13 protein-coding genes and 2 pseudogenes are annotated in these 13,625 nt (G+C 71.0%); 10 read left to right on the top strand and 5 right to left on the bottom strand.

Annotation, left to right across the window (positions count from 1 at the left end):
- Positions 1-270: 270 nt before the first annotated feature.
- A complete protein-coding gene (locus ABTY59_RS23530) occupies positions 271-1,488 on the top strand; it encodes a phospholipase D-like domain-containing protein (RefSeq protein WP_352020973.1) in 1,218 nt (405 codons plus the stop codon).
- On the opposite strand, the gene ABTY59_RS23525 is transcribed toward ABTY59_RS23530, so the two are convergent.
- Positions 1,479-2,402 (bottom strand): YihY/virulence factor BrkB family protein, encoded by a 924-nt coding sequence (locus ABTY59_RS23525; RefSeq protein WP_352020972.1) that lies wholly within the window; start codon positions 2,400-2,402, stop codon positions 1,479-1,481. The two genes, ABTY59_RS23530 and ABTY59_RS23525, sit on opposite strands and share 10 nt — an antisense overlap.
- Positions 2,403-2,565: 163 nt before the next feature.
- On the opposite strand from ABTY59_RS23525, the gene ABTY59_RS23520 reads away from it, so the two are divergent.
- From ABTY59_RS23520 to ABTY59_RS23505, 4 genes are all read left to right on the top strand, one after another.
- Positions 2,566-2,805 (top strand): hypothetical protein, encoded by a 240-nt coding sequence (locus ABTY59_RS23520; RefSeq protein ID WP_352020971.1) that lies wholly within the window; start codon positions 2,566-2,568, stop codon positions 2,803-2,805.
- Between the two features lie 65 nt (positions 2,806-2,870).
- Positions 2,871-4,502, top strand: a complete 1,632-nt coding sequence (locus ABTY59_RS23515) for a bifunctional phosphatase PAP2/diacylglycerol kinase family protein (RefSeq protein ID WP_352020970.1) — start codon at positions 2,871-2,873, stop codon at positions 4,500-4,502.
- A 201-nt stretch (positions 4,503-4,703) separates the two neighbouring features.
- Positions 4,704-5,681 carry a YihY/virulence factor BrkB family protein gene (locus ABTY59_RS23510; RefSeq protein WP_352020969.1) on the top strand — a complete coding sequence of 326 codons (978 nt, stop codon included), beginning with the start codon at positions 4,704-4,706 and terminating at the stop codon, positions 5,679-5,681.
- Positions 5,682-5,731: 50 nt separating this feature from the next.
- Complete coding sequence (locus tag ABTY59_RS23505; RefSeq protein WP_352020968.1) at positions 5,732-6,538, top strand: phosphatase PAP2 family protein; 807 nt, start codon at positions 5,732-5,734, stop codon at positions 6,536-6,538.
- A gap of 41 nt (positions 6,539-6,579) precedes the next feature.
- Here ABTY59_RS23505 and ABTY59_RS37680 read toward each other — a convergent pair.
- Positions 6,580-6,657 (bottom strand): annotated as a pseudogene (locus ABTY59_RS37680) (DUF6003 family protein); the annotation flags it as partial.
- 61 nt (positions 6,658-6,718) lie between these two features.
- On the bottom strand, positions 6,719-7,129 hold the full coding sequence (locus ABTY59_RS23500) for an Imm10 family immunity protein (protein WP_352020967.1): 411 nt from the start codon (positions 7,127-7,129) through the stop codon (positions 6,719-6,721).
- Between the two features lie 435 nt (positions 7,130-7,564).
- Between ABTY59_RS23500 and ABTY59_RS23495 the strand changes: the two genes are divergently transcribed.
- Positions 7,565-8,953 (top strand): NAD(P)/FAD-dependent oxidoreductase, encoded by a 1,389-nt coding sequence (locus ABTY59_RS23495; protein WP_352020966.1) that lies wholly within the window; start codon positions 7,565-7,567, stop codon positions 8,951-8,953.
- Positions 8,954-9,286: 333 nt separating this feature from the next.
- On the opposite strand, the pseudogene ABTY59_RS23490 reads toward ABTY59_RS23495, so the two are convergent.
- Together ABTY59_RS23490 and ABTY59_RS23485 are read right to left on the bottom strand one after the other, a co-directional pair.
- Positions 9,287-9,532 (bottom strand): annotated as a pseudogene (locus tag ABTY59_RS23490) (ATP-binding protein); the annotation flags it as partial.
- A 24-nt stretch (positions 9,533-9,556) separates the two neighbouring features.
- Complete coding sequence (locus ABTY59_RS23485) at positions 9,557-10,120, bottom strand: hypothetical protein (RefSeq protein ID WP_352020965.1); 564 nt, start codon at positions 10,118-10,120, stop codon at positions 9,557-9,559.
- 160 nt (positions 10,121-10,280) lie between these two features.
- Here ABTY59_RS23485 and ABTY59_RS23480 point away from each other — a divergent pair, with 160 nt between their 5' ends.
- The 4 genes from ABTY59_RS23480 to ABTY59_RS23465 all read left to right on the top strand — a co-directional run bounded on the left by ABTY59_RS23480 (position 10,281) and on the right by ABTY59_RS23465 (position 13,457).
- Complete coding sequence (locus tag ABTY59_RS23480) at positions 10,281-11,297, top strand: AraC family transcriptional regulator (protein ID WP_352020964.1); 1,017 nt, start codon at positions 10,281-10,283, stop codon at positions 11,295-11,297.
- Positions 11,298-11,437: 140 nt separating this feature from the next.
- Positions 11,438-12,070: a hypothetical protein gene (locus ABTY59_RS23475; protein WP_352020963.1), complete on the top strand. Its 633-nt coding sequence runs from the start codon at positions 11,438-11,440 to the stop codon at positions 12,068-12,070.
- 122 nt (positions 12,071-12,192) lie between these two features.
- Positions 12,193-12,879: a hypothetical protein gene (locus ABTY59_RS23470; RefSeq protein ID WP_352020962.1), complete on the top strand. Its 687-nt coding sequence runs from the start codon at positions 12,193-12,195 to the stop codon at positions 12,877-12,879.
- 416 nt (positions 12,880-13,295) lie between these two features.
- A complete protein-coding gene (locus ABTY59_RS23465) occupies positions 13,296-13,457 on the top strand; it encodes a hypothetical protein (RefSeq protein ID WP_352020961.1) in 162 nt (53 codons plus the stop codon).
- The last annotated feature ends 168 nt before the right edge of the window (positions 13,458-13,625 follow it).

Here is a 13,625-nt window from a genome sequence, read left to right as displayed (position 1 = left end):
CGAGACCGCCCCGGCGCGGCCGACGACGTGATCGGGTGAATCAGCCGCGCCGATCAGGCGCGGCCGGCACTGACCACGCAGCCGCCGTGCACGCCCGGTCGCGTCTGTCGTGGGAGGCGGCAAGCCGCCCCGAGGACGGCAAGCCTGAGCACCGATCTCTTACGGACAGATCACGGCCCTCTCCCGGGCGAACCGGGAATCCGGCGCCGGGCTTTTGAGGCCGTCGGGATAGGGTCCTGATCGCCGTTGGCCCGACCGAGGAGTGCCGGTATGCCTGACAGACAGCCGCCGCCGAGCGGTGAGACGACCGTGACCGCCGCCGGCGTGCCGGTGGACGAACGGATCCACCGCATACGCCGGCGCCTGGAACGGCTCATCGGCGTCGCAGCCACCGAAGGCAACGCCCTCCGTGCCCTGCGTAACGGCGACGAGATCTTCGCAGCGATGCTGGACGCGATCGGCAGTGCACGTCACACCGTCGACATGATGACCTTCGTCTACTGGCGGGGCGACATCGCGCGGCGTTTCGCCGAGGCCCTGTCCGACCGGGCGCGCGCAGGTGTGCGGGTGAGGCTGCTGCTGGACGGTTTCGGCAGCCGCCTGATCGAGCAGGACCTGCTGGACCGGATGAGCGCCGCCGGAGTCGAGGTCGCATGGTTCCGCAAGCCCCTCTACCTCTCGCCGCTCAAGCAGAACCACCGCTGCCACCGCAAGGTCCTCGTGGTCGACGAGCAGACCGCCTTCACCGGAGGTGTCGGAATCGCCGAGGAATGGTGCGGTGACGCGCGCAACTCCCACGAGTGGCGGGACACGCACGTCGAGGTCCGAGGCCCCGCCGTCGACGGCATCGCCGCAGCCTTCGCCCAGAACTGGGCCGAATGCCACACCGAGCTCTTCGACGAGCGCGACCGTTTCGTGAGCCACCGCCCGAGCGGGAGCGCCATCGTGCAGGTGGTCCGAGGCTCGGCCAGCTTCGGCTGGCAGGACATGCAGACCCTCATACGTGTCATCCTCGAGTCGGCCGAGGACCGGATTCGTCTGGCGACCGCCTACTTCGCCCCCGATGACTACTTCATCGACCTGCTCTGCGCCACGGCCCGCCGCGGCGTGCAAGTGGAGATCCTGCTGCCCGGCCCTCACACGGACAAGAGGGTGTGCCAACTGGCGGGACAGCACCACTACGAGGCGTTGACCGCCAGCGGCGTGCGCATCCACCAGTACCAGCCGACCATGATGCACGCGAAGGTCATCACCATGGACGGCGTGGTGTCGCTGATCGGCTCCACGAACTTCAACCGCCGCTCCCTCGACCATGACGAGGAGGTCATGCTCGCCGTCATGGACTCCCCGTTCACCGCCACGCTCGACGCGCACTACGACGAGGACCTCCAGGTCAGCGAACTGATCCGCCCGGAGCGCTGGAAGCGGCGTTCGCTGCTGCAGCGCGCACGCGAGACCGCGGTGCTCCCCATACGCCGCTATCTGTAGGAAGAAGCGGTCTCGGCGTTCGCCGGCGCCTCACCGGTCCGTACCGCGGCCCGTGCGCGTACCGCGTTGAACTGTGCGCCGGCGAGCAGAGACAGGTTGCCGAACCAGAGCCACACCAGGAAGACGACGGTCCCCGCCAGCGAACCGTACAGACGGCTGTACGTACCGAACTGCGTGTAGAGGGTGAAGAGCGCCGAAGCGCCGAGCCAGAGGAAGGCCGCCAGTGCGCCGCCAGGGAACCCCCGGCGTGCGCCGCGGGCTTGGACGGGACCGGTCCGGTAGAGGACGAGGATCAGTGCCGTGACGATCACGAGGAGGACGGGCCAGCGCAGGGCGGCCATGGCGGCCGTGCTCGAGTGGCCGGCCGCCGCGGCGAGCTGACGGGCCACGGGGCCGGTCGCGACGAGGCTCGCGGCGCCCGCGACGAGCAGGGCCAGCAGCGCGCCGGCGGTGACGACGAGGACGTGCGCCGCGCGCAGTGGAGGTCGCGTGTCGGGCAGCCGGTGCATCGTGTGCAGGGCACGGCGGAAGACCGCCAGGTAGCTGGAGGCCGACCACAGTGCGCTCAGTACGCCGCTGACGAGCAGCGCCCACAGGGACGAGGGTGCCGAGGTGAGGCCTTCCAGGGTTTCCCGCAGCACCTGGGCCGACTGGGGAGGGACGTAGGAGGTGAGGTCGCGGATCAGGCGCTCCCGGGTGCCGGTCCCGGCGAGTCCCACCAGGGAGACCGAGACGAGCAGGGCGGGGACGAGCGCCAGCACGGCGTAGTAGGTGAGTGCCGCCGCGTAGTCCGCGATGTTGTCGCCCCAGAGGCGTACGGCAGTTGTCCGCAGGTTCGTGCGTGCCCGTCCCAGCAGGTCGGCGACCCGGTGCCCCGGAGTCTTCTGGTGCGTGCGCAGAGTGTTCGATGTCACGGAGCCTTTCTGCCCGGTGGCACCGCTCTCATCCGCGGCTTCCCGCCGCCGGCGGGGCTTGCTGCGTCCTGGCGAGCGCTCCGGGGCCCCGGCGGCGCGTGCGGACCGGGCACACGGGTAGGCGATGCACGGGACCCGTACGGAATCGAACGAGGAGAGTGACATGCACAGCGGCGCAGAACCCGAACTTCCCGATCCCGTCCCGGCCACGCCTGACGCCGTCACCCCGGACCTGCCCGTGCCGGGCCCGGACGCACCGGACATCCGGATCGACAGACGCGAGCGCCCTCGGGCCGAGGAGGCCGACCAGGACGGGAGGCGGCATGAGGACGCCGACGAAGTGGACGCGGATCGTCCGGTCGCCGGACCGGGCACCCCGGCTCCCCAGGAACAGACCGGTTAGCGATGGCCACGCTCTGAACGGCCCGTCAGACGCATGACCTACGGCCGGCAGGTAACACGGCCTCAATGACGAACACACATGAGGCGGGAGCCGGGTCACTCCGCCCGCTCCTGCTGCTGCCCGTGCAGGCGGCCGTGGTCGCCGTGCTGGGGCTGCTCCTGACCGGGCCCCTCTCGCACCACTGGCCAGTGTCGGCGGAGGGCGGGGTCAACCGCTTCCTCGCCGCACGTCGCACTCCTTTCGCCACCGCGCTCACCGACGGGGCGTCCCTCCTGGCCGGCACGGGGTGCGTGATCGCCCTCGCCCTGGTGTCCACGGCGGTCCTGCTCCTGGTGCCCCGGGTGCCCAGATGGCGAGAGGCGGCCTTCCTCGCCGTGGCGGTGGCAGCCCAGTCCGCCGTCTTCCTGCTCGTCACCCTCGTCGTCGACCGCGAACGTCCCGACGTTCCCCACCTGGACCCGGCGCCGCCGACGTCCAGCTTCCCCTCCGGCCATGTCGGGGCCGCCGTCGCCCTCTTCGGAGGACTGGCCGTCCTCGCGTCCCGGCGGCTGCACGGCATCCGTAGCCGGCTCGTGGTGGGACTGCTCCTCGTGATCCCGCTGCTCGTGGCGTACTCCCGGGTGTACCGCGGCATGCACCACACCTCCGACGTGGTGGTGGGGCTGCTGAACGGAGCCTGCACCCTGGCCCTCGCGGCGGCCGCCCTGCTGCCGCACCCCCGGAAGGAGGCGGCTCCGCCCGTTCCGGCTCAGCCCGTTCCGGCTCAGCCTCTTCCGGCTCAGCCTCCTCCGGGTCCGCCCACCCAGGACGCGCGGCGTGCCGTGGTGGTGCGCCACCCGCGCGGATGTGACGACGGGACCGCGGCGCGGGTACGGACCCTGCTGCGCGAACACGGCTACGCGGAGCAGCGGTGGACGGAGACGACGGCCGAGGATCCGTCCGGTGCCCTGACCTCGTGCCTCCGGAGGAGGGACACCGATCTGGTCGTCGTCTGCGGCGGGGACGGCACCGTACGCGCCTGCGCGGACGCGGCCGCCGGCACCGGGATCCCCCTGGCCATCGTCCCTTGCGGCACGGGGAACCTCCTCGCCCGCAACCTTCGGCTGCCGACCGAGCCCGTGTCGGCCCTGCGGGAAGCCCTCCGCGGACGGGCCGTCGGACTCGACGTGGGACGGATACGGGGCGACGGGATCGAGCCGACCCGGTTCGCGGTCATGGCGGGTGCGGGCTTCGACGCCGCCATGGTCCGGGACACCTCGGCGCGGCTCAAGCAGCGCCTCGGCTGGGCCGCGTACGCCATCTCGGCGGTGCGGCATCTGAGCGACGCCCGGATGTCCCTGTCGATCGCGCTGGACGGGGGCGCGCCGATGGAGCGGCGGGCCCGCATGGTCGTCATCGGCAACGTCGGAACCCTCCAGGGCGGGCTGCCGCTGCTGCCGGAGGCCCGGCCCGACAGCGGCAGACTGGACGTCGTCCTCCTGGACCCCCGCGGGGTGACCGGCTGGCTCGCGGCAGCCGGGTACCTCGCCTCACGCGCACCGGGCGCACGGCGGCGGCGCGCGTCGGCCGTGGGCCGGCGATCCCTCGCGCACGGCGCCCTGGAGTACTTCGCGGCGAGCCGGATCGACCTCCGCTTCGCCCTGCCCCAGCCGCGCGAGATCGACGGTGATGCCTTCCCCCCCCGGGCAACCGGCTGATCGCGGACGTCGAGCCCGCGGCGCTGTGGGTGTTCCTGCCGCCCTCCGTGCGCACAGACCCCTCGGCAGGAACACACACCCCGGACCGGGTGCACACCCCGTCGAGAACGGACAACCGAGTGGGACCGGGCGTCCGGACACGGGCAGGCACCCCGGCCGGGTCGGGCGTCCCCGCAGGGGCGAGAGGAGACGGAGGAGCACATGGGCACCGCGACACGCGTACCGCAGCGCAGTGAGGTCAGAACCGTGGAGGCCGAACTGCGTCTGCGGGGGGACTCCCTGTCCGGCGAGGAGGCCTGGGCAGCGCTCCGCCACTACGGCGGCTGGGCCCTCGTACGAGATTCCTTCGTACGCTTCCGCTACGCCGACGGTTTCAGCCACTCCCGAGCCCTCGCCCTGCAGACCGTCCTGGCGCTTCTTCCCCTGGGCATCGCCGTCATCGGCCTGTCCGGGGTGCTGCACACCGAGGACGTCGGGCGGATCGCCGAGCTGACGATCCGACGGATCAGCGGTCCGAGCCAGGGTGTGGTCGGCGACGCCCTGCAGGAGAGCCGGCGACACGCCGGGGAGGGCGGCGCGGTGGCCCTGTGGCTCGGCCTGCTGTTCTCCCTCGCGAACGTCACCACGGGCATGTGCCAGGTGGAGCGCGGCGCCAACCGCATATACGGAGTGGAGCGCGACCGGCCGTTCCTCCACAAGTACACCCGCGGGCTGGTGATGTCCGTGCTGGCCGGGGTGCCTCTCGGGCTGAGTTTCTGCCTCACCGTCCTCGGATCCGACCTGAACCGGGCCCTGATGGAGGTCTACCACCTGGAGCCGGCCACGTCCCGCGCGTGGGACGTCCTGCGCTGGCCTGTCGGCATCCTGCTGGCGGTGATCGCCACCAGTGCCGTCTTCCGCCGCTCGCCCCGGCGCGCCCAACCGGGCTACACCTGGCTCGCCTTCGGAGCCTCGGTCCATCTGCTGCTGTGGCTGGGAGCGACGTGGGCGCTGAGCCTGTACGTCGGCTCCGCAGGCTCCTTCACCACCGTGTACGGGCCGCTGAGCGCGTTCGTGGCCCTGCTGTTGTGGTCGTACCTCACCTCGCTCGCGCTGTTCCTCGGCCTGTCCTTCGCCGCCCAGCTGGAGGCCGTACGGGCGGGGGTGGCGACGCCGATCACGAAGGACCCGGGGGTCTGATCTGCACCGGCCCTCAAGAACCTCCCCGACGGAAAGGAACCGCACCGACCATGACTGAGCGTTCCACCCGGACCTGGCGGCGACGCCTCGGACGGCTGGCGAGCGGGCACGGCGGACCCGACACGAGGTTCGGGACCCGGCTGGTGGTGGGCGCGTCGCTCACCGCCCTGGCGGCCGTCCCGTTCTCCTTGGCCCTGGTGCTGGTGGAGTCGCGCTGGGCCCCGCTCTACCGCTTCGACCAGGACGTGGCGGAGCGGCTGCACCGCTCCGCACTCGGCAGTCCGACCTGGGTACGACTCCTCGACTTCCTCACGCACGTCGCCTGGGGGCCGCTGACGATGCGGCTCCTGGTGGCAGGGGTCGTGGTGTGGCTCCTGCGGCGGCGAGCGTTCCGTCTCGCCGCCTGGGCGGCCGTCACCGCGACGACCAGCGGGCTGGTGGGGCTGCTGGTCAAGAACGCCGTCGAGCGAGCCCGACCGCACCTGCCGGATCCCGTCGCCCACGCGCCCGGCTTCTCCTTCCCCTCCGGGCACGCCATGACGGCCACCACGTCCTGCGCCGTCCTGCTGCTGGTCCTGCTCCCCCTGGTCCCGCGCCCCTGGCGGCCGCTGCCCTGGCTCCTGGCGGCGGTGGCGGTACTCGGCGTGGGCTACACGCGCGTCGCACTGGGGGTGCACTGGGTCAGCGACGTGGTCGGGGGCTGGCTGCTGGGACTGGCCGTGGTGACCGCGACCACGCTCGCCTTCGAGGCGTGGCGCGGCGACATCGGCCGCTCCCGCACCACCCCCGTCGAAGGCCTGGAGCCCGAAATCGTGACGGACACCCCGGAGCCGGCGAGCCGCCCGGCCTCCCGATGACGCGGCGCTCGCGGCCAGGAACGGGGCGCGGGCGGGTCGAGGCCGGTCAGGCGCGCGATGCGGGGCGCGGGGATGCCCGCGGTCAGTGCCCGGTGGACGAGGCCCCACTTTTGGGCTATGCGGGTGATCGACTCAAGCAGTGTCGGGGAGCAACGGTTTGGGCTGGCCCCACCCCTCTCGTCAGACTGCCAGCCGCGTGGGCACGGCGTCCGGCCGCCCGTAGGTGAGCACCTCCGCGAGGACCTCGCGGAACCGGGTGACGTCCTCGGCCGGCGCCTCGATGACAGCCTCGATCTCGCCCTCGCCCAACCGAAGGCTCTCCAGTGCCTCGGGGTCCAGCGAGATGCGGAGGACGTTGCCCTCCAGGACGGCTTCGCGCACACATCCGTAAGCGGTCCCCTGGCCAGCGGTGACCAGGCAGTGCGTGTCCATTCCCAGCGCGACCTCCTGGTCGTCGGGCTCTTCCTCGCCTGCCATGAACATCAGGATGAAGCCGCTGCCGTCCTCGCCCTCCGCGAGGGCGGCCTCGGTGAAGTAGCCGTCAGGATCGATCTCCGTGGTGGCGACGCGAGCGGTGAATCGGTACGTCATGACGAGGTTGTATCAAGGTGGTCAGACAGCTTGTCCAGGAGGGGCGTTGCCGTCTTCACGCCCAAGGTGGGGCCACTCCAATCCGTTGCTCAGCTGGGGCCAGACGACGCCGTCGCAGCGGGGCCACACCGTCCTAGACAACTCCGGATACATCGTGGCGAGCGGGAAGGCCCGAACTCTGGCGCAGGAGAGTGAGTTCCGGGCCGGCTCGCCGCGTGGACACGCGGACCCTGTACCTGATCGCTGCGGCAGCCTCGCCCGTGTTCGACGTCGTCCGTGGCGTTGAGGACGCGCAGGATCACTCCAGGCACGACGAAGCTGCCCCTTCAGTCCCGTCCAAGCCCGCTGGAGCCGTCCCCACCGCATTCCTTGTGCATGGCGCGGCTCCTGGGGAAGGCGTACGGGGACTCGTACGCGCGAGAAGGGACGGACATCATGGTGCGACCGAGGATCCTGGTCGTCGGCGCGGGTTTCGCGGGCGTCGCCTGCGTACGCCGGCTGGAGCGGACGCTGTCACCCGGGGAGGCGGAGATCTTGCTGGTCACCCCGTCCTCCTATCAGCTGTACCTGCCCTTGCTGCCGCAGGTGGCCTCCGGGGTGCTCACCCCCCAGTCCGTCGCGGTGTCGTTGCGCCGCAGCAGCCGCCACCGGACCCGGATCGTGCCCGGTGGGGCCGTGGGCATCGACACCGCGGCCAAGGTCTGCGTCATCCGGAAGATCACCGGGGAGACGGTGGATCAGCCGTACGACCACCTGGTGCTCGCGCCGGGCAGCGTGACGCGCACGTTCGACATCCCCGGCCTGTCGGAACACGGACGCGGGATGAAGACACTGGCCGAGGCGGCTCATCTGCGCGACCACGTGATCGCTCAGCTCGACCTGGCCGACGCTGCCCCACCCGGCTCGCCGGAACGGGCATCCCGCCTCGGCTTCGTCGTGGTGGGCGGCGGCTACGCCGGAACCGAGACGGCTGCCTCCCTGGAGCGGCTCACCGCCAACGCCGTCACCCGGTACCCCCGCCTGGACCGCCGCGAGATCAGCTGGCACCTGGTGGACGTGGCCCCGAAGCTGATGCCCGAACTCGGGGACCGGCTGGGCCAAGCCGCCCTCGAGGTGCTGCGCCGCCGCGGCATCGAGGTCTCGCTCGGCAGCTCGGTGGCCAAGGCGGACGCCGAGGCCGTCACCCTCACCGACGGCCGGGTCCTGCCCTGCCGCACGCTCATCTGGACGGCCGGTGTCGCCGCGAGCCCGCTCGTCGCCACGCTGGACGCCGAGACGGCCAAGGGCGGTCGGCTCGTCGTCGCCGCTGACTTGCGGGTACCGGGGGCGGACGGCCTGTTCGCGCTGGGTGACGCGGCAGCCGTGCCCGACCTCTCCGACAGCAGGGACGGTGCGGTGTGTCCTCCGACCGCTCAGCACGCCGCGCGCCAAGGCCGAGTCGCGGCCGACAACGTGGTCGCCACGCTGCGGGGGACACCCTTGCGTCGATACGTCCACAAGGACCTCGGTCTGGTCGTGGACCTCGGCGGCCGCGACGGCGTCTCGCGCCCGCTCGGCATCGACCTGCGCGGGATGCCGGCCCAAGCCGTCGCCCGCGGCTACCACTGGGCGGCTCTGCCCACCGGCGCCGCGAAGACCCGGGTGATGACGAACTGGCTCCTGAACGCCGTGGCCGGCGACGATTTCGTCCGTACCGGCTTCCAGACGTACAAACAGGGGACGCTGCGCGACTTCGAATACACGGACCAGTACCTCACCCCGAAGGAGGTACGAGACCGGGCGAAGGCGGTGGGGGACGGACAGCCCAGCACGACTGCACGGTGAGCGGTCGCGTTTCGATGGGCTGGTCGGCCACCCCTCCATGACGACAGAGGCGGACGGACGAGTGGTCCGGCAACGCTTGCGCATGGCGGCGAGATCCGGGGGGGGGGGGGAACCGCTTCCTGCCAGGTGTGGTGGGTGTCCAGGTGCTGTGGGGGTACGTCGACGGATACCGGGGCGCGGCATTCGGACGCTCTGGTCGTGGGGCGCATGGGACCGGCTCGTGCAACTGTCCACGACGTCGACTGTCGACCGCAGGCGGGCCAGGGCGCGCCGGATCCCCTGGTAGAAGCCGGAGAAGCGGAACTCCTGCCCCGCCTCCCGCGGCTCGAACTCCAGCACGATCGGTGATCCGGACCGGTGTACGGACAGATCGAAGGCACGTCGCCCGTCCTGGAGCCCCGCCTCCACCTGCAGCGCACAGGCCTCGCCGTCCTCCCCGACGCTCCGGCAGGCCTCCGCCCAGTCCTCCACGGTCAGAACCCGGGTGACGTGCGCGCCGACGAGGTCGGCAGCCGGCACCCCCAGCACGTTGAGCGTGTTGGCGGCTGCGGTGTCCACCACACCGCCGTCCGCCTCCACGGCGAGCAGCGTCCGGAGGTTCTCTCAGGACATCGAGGCGAGAAGTCCGATCTCGGGAGCCAGGACCCCCGGCTGGGCGAGAGAGCGGAAGTCGGCCTCCACGGCGGCGAGGTCGAGGACGCCCGCGCGGACCGCCCGATACCTCACCGCCGACCACACGAACACGTCAAGGTTGTCGAAGTCCGTTCCGTCTTCGAGGACTTGCTCTTCGTGGAACCACACCGCGACCCGCCCGTCGGTCCGCATCACGTACAGGTTGCCCCCACCGTCGGCTCCGAGGGACCAGACGTCGTCGTCGCCGAGTTCCGTGGCGTAGTCGCTGTCGAGGACCGTGCAGTCGTTGGTCGCGAAGTCGAATCCGTACGTCCACTCGTAGACGTCGAGGCACTGCCTCATCGTCCCGGAGCGGACCTTGCGGTCGAAGGCGGCCAGCGCCGTCGCGGCGTCGCGCGGGAGCCGGGCGAGGAACGGATCGACCGGGCGGGGAGGGGTGGGCATCGAGACCGGTGGCGCATCCGGGAACCACCGCGCCAGGTCCTGGTCCAAACCCCGCTCTATGTACCCGGTCAGTTCAGAGAGAAGAGACATGCGGTCAGCGTAGTAAGGCCGGCGGACCTGCTTCGGGTCACCCGCCCTCCGCGAACGCGGTCACGCCGAGAGGCACGCGCGCCCGCGTGCGCGTTGCACGAGTCCACCTGGCGCATGCCAGGATCGGCGTGAAAAGGCTTGCTGACGTGGGGAGATGCAGGTGTCCGGCAGAAGTGCTGGTGCGGACGATGAGCCGACTGGTTGCGGGGGGCGGGGACGGGAGGTTCTCTTTCGCGGCAGCGATGTCGAGGAGTTGCACGAGCTGGTCAGTACGCGGTTCGCGCCACACCGCCTGAACGTCCTCAACGATGCGCGGCTCGAAGGCCGTTTCGAGTGCGCACACGAAGGAGCGGTGGCGCTCTACGAGCTCGGGTACGGCGCTGAGATCACCGTCACGCCCGCAGAGCCCCTCGATTTCTACACCGTCAACATCCCCCTCGCCGGCGATGGTGTCGTCACCCTGGACGGAAAGACGCTCTCCTCCACTCGCACCATCGCGGGACCTGGTCAGACCATGTCGATGCGCTGGAGCCGGGAGACCCTCAACCGCATCCTGCTCATTCCGCGGCAGGTTGCCGACGCGGCCGTCGCCGTCAGGCTCGGCGAGCTGCCGGACAGACCGCTGTCGTTCGAACCCGTTCTGGACGAGAGGACGGACCTGGTACGGGTGTGGTTGGGGCTGGCGGGACAGTTCGCCGAGTTCGTGGATTCCGGATTGGCTGCCCGTTCACCCCTGGCGCTGGGGCACTTCGAGAACCTCCTGGTGGACGGCCTGCTGGATCTGCAGTCCCACGCGTTCAGCGATGCTGTGGGCGGCCGCGGGGGCGTCGCCATGCCCCCTGCCGTACGCAGGGCCAGGGACTTCTGTGCCGCACATGCCCAGGAGCCGATATCGCCGGGTGACATGGCGCGGGCGGCCGGTGTGAGCGTCTCACGACTGAGAGAGGGCTTCCGGAAGCATCTGAACACCACTCCACTGGCCTATCTGCGCAGCGTTCGGCTGACCCATGTGCGCCGCGACCTGGTGGCCATAGCCGAAGGACGGGCGCCGGGCAACGTCACCGATGTGGCCCTGCGGTGGGGATTCACGCACCTGGGCAGGTTCACCGGGCATTACCGGGAAGCCTATGGGGAGACGCCCTCGCAAACGCTGCGAAACGCCCACCGCTTCAGCTGAACCGACACTGTCGGACTCTGCGCCATCCGGAAACGCGCCCCTACGGCCGTCGAAAGCGGATAGCTGTCGAGGGGAGCGCCCGGCAGTGTTCTGTCCGACGGGAAGAACGGCTGACACGTCAGCCCGCAAAGGAGAACGCCGTGAATTCTGCCTCCGGACTTGTGGACCTTGAGCGGCTGCTGGCCTCGGAGGCGGACCTGGCCGGCACGGGCCTCGGCGACTTCACCGAGCTTGAGTCGCCCTCGTCCGACGAGGACCCGCCGCCGATGACCGCTGCCACCCCGGAGCTCACGGGCCTGCTGAACCAGGCGTTCTGCGACAAGGCGGCGAGGGAGGTGAGGACCTCCTTCGTGAACGCCGACTCCTCGATCGTCGTCGACCTGGGCGTCTCGGAGCGGCCGGCGGGGGCGGCGGCTGCCTGGATGGCCGACATGCGACGGGTGTACGCGGAGTGCGACGCCTGGACCATGGACATCAGTGGCCAGAAGATCACCGTCCAGGTGCTGGATCCGGCGGGGGACCCAAGCGAACCGCTCGCGGTGGAGCCGAGGTACGGGGACGAAGCGCTGATGCGCACCATGCTTGCGGGGCCCGCCGGGCAGCAGGCCCGGATCACCACCCTCCTCGTGCGGGAAGGCGACCGGGCCCTGGAACTGACCTTCCGTACCCTGGTGGACGAATCCGCCGGACCCGAGGACGTACGGCTGGCGACCGTGACGGCCGGGTTCCTCGAACTGGCTCCGGCGAAGTTCCTGGAGCGCCCGCTCGGCTGACGGTGCAGGACCGCCCACTCCGATGACCGGACCATGTATCCGTACGGACGGAGAAGGTGGGCATTCCGTGCCGGCGACTCGGCGGCACAGGCCGGCCACCGCACTCGAAAGGCTCCGACACCGTGACCTTCCCAGGCCATCTCCGGGCCCTCGCCGAGCGGGCGATCAGCTCGATCCGGTCCGACGAGGCTGAGGACATCTATGTCCTCTCGTTCCTCATGGACAACGAGAGGGGCGATCCGCGACAGCCCACGCTGGCCATCGGGTACAACACCCGGACGCAGCTCCGCCGCGCCACCGCGGACGCTTCCGACGCAGCGGAAGCCCGGTGGAACCACGCCTTCTGGCTCCAGAACGAGCTCACGGTGATCGGTGACCTCACCCGAGACCCCGACGGAGCCGCAGCACGCCGGCAGTGGATCAGCGAGCTCGGACTCTGGTACGACGAGCCCACGTGCCCCGAGGAGTGGATGACGATCGTGGGGCCGACCGCGGCGCTGATCGGGGCCCAGTTCCACCGGGCCTGCGTCCACCTCGCCCGTGACCTCCATGACGACGGTGTCATCGAGGGCGCCATGGGCAGGCCGGTGCCCGTGGTTCTCCACGAGCCGGAGTACTACGAGGGAACCGCGCGCCGCACCGCGGCGGCCAACCCGCCAGGACTCTCCGACGACTTCACGGCCTGGGTCCACCGCCGAGTGAGACGCCCCCGCCGGCAGACGCGCGATGACCGGCCCGCGCCGTCCACGGGCGCGGGCCGGTCCCCACCGTGCCCGGGCCCTACGGACGGGGGAGGCCGCGGGCCCTGAAGGAGCGGCCATGTCCTCCGCTCCAGGTCCTTGTGCCCGCGAACCCGATGCGCATGCACGCTGATCACAAGACGGACCGAGCGAAGTTCGCCTCGGGCCCGCGGCCGGATCGGGCGGATGCGTTCCGCCCCGGACGGACGAGCAACTTCCCTCCTGCCGGGGAAGGAGACCGTCACCAAGGGTGAACTCAGGTCAGTGCCAGTGCCGCCCGGTTGCCGAGTCCGGTTGTCGAAGGCATGAGTACCGCCGTCAGCAGTCGGATACTGACCACGCCCTCGTCGGCCGCGATCGAAGGGAGGGGGGCGGAAGCCGCGCCCGGAGGCATACCCCGGCTCGTCGTGCTCCCTCGGCGCACTCGAACGCTGCACATCGACCGCAGCGGGAAGGCCGCGATGGCCTTCATCAGGAGGACCGACATGCCGCTCGGGAGGCCGGCCGAGACTGGCTACGGCCAGGTCGGTGAGTACGTCCGGCTCCAGTGCCGCGCCGCGTTCGACCACTTCCTGCGCGGCCTCGCCTACGGCTCCGGTCTGAGCCTCGCCGGCAGCATCATCTACGGAGTACGCCACTTGTGGTGACGACACGCGGGCGGGGCCGACAGGCCCCGCCCGCAGCAGCAGGACCGGGCCTGCCCACCGATGGCCACGGTCGTCTTCGGCTTCGCCTGTACGGTCGTCTCGCCCGCGTGGGTCTCGTCGCGGGACTCCTTCCCCCTGGCTGCTGAGGCCTCAGCGCGGCCACCGGTG

The sequence above is a fragment of the Streptomyces sp. NPDC096079 genome, assembly GCF_040303145.1.
Lineage (GTDB): Bacteria > Actinomycetota > Actinomycetes > Streptomycetales > Streptomycetaceae > Streptomyces.
Note: the sequence above shows the minus strand (reverse complement) of the source record. Positions and strands in the feature narration are given on the sequence as shown.

What these genes read in the sequence shown, in the direction of transcription:
- ABTY59_RS23530 (WP_352020973.1), top strand. Translation starts at nt 271, where the DNA reads ATGCCTGACAGACAGCCGCCGCCGAGCGGTGAGACGACCGTGACCGCC.
- ABTY59_RS23515 (WP_352020970.1), top strand. Translation starts at nt 2,871, where the DNA reads ATGACGAACACACATGAGGCGGGAGCCGGGTCACTCCGCCCGCTCCTG.
- ABTY59_RS23495 (WP_352020966.1), top strand. Translation starts at nt 7,565, where the DNA reads ATGGTGCGACCGAGGATCCTGGTCGTCGGCGCGGGTTTCGCGGGCGTC.
- ABTY59_RS23465 (WP_352020961.1), top strand. Translation starts at nt 13,296, where the DNA reads ATGCCGCTCGGGAGGCCGGCCGAGACTGGCTACGGCCAGGTCGGTGAG.
- ABTY59_RS23520 (WP_352020971.1), top strand. Translation starts at nt 2,566, where the DNA reads ATGCACAGCGGCGCAGAACCCGAACTTCCCGATCCCGTCCCGGCCACG.
- ABTY59_RS23485 (WP_352020965.1), bottom strand. Translation starts at nt 10,120, where the DNA reads ATGTCTCTTCTCTCTGAACTGACCGGGTACATAGAGCGGGGTTTGGAC.
- ABTY59_RS23500 (WP_352020967.1), bottom strand. Translation starts at nt 7,129, where the DNA reads ATGACGTACCGATTCACCGCTCGCGTCGCCACCACGGAGATCGATCCT.
- ABTY59_RS23510 (WP_352020969.1), top strand. Translation starts at nt 4,704, where the DNA reads ATGGGCACCGCGACACGCGTACCGCAGCGCAGTGAGGTCAGAACCGTG.
- ABTY59_RS23505 (WP_352020968.1), top strand. Translation starts at nt 5,732, where the DNA reads ATGACTGAGCGTTCCACCCGGACCTGGCGGCGACGCCTCGGACGGCTG.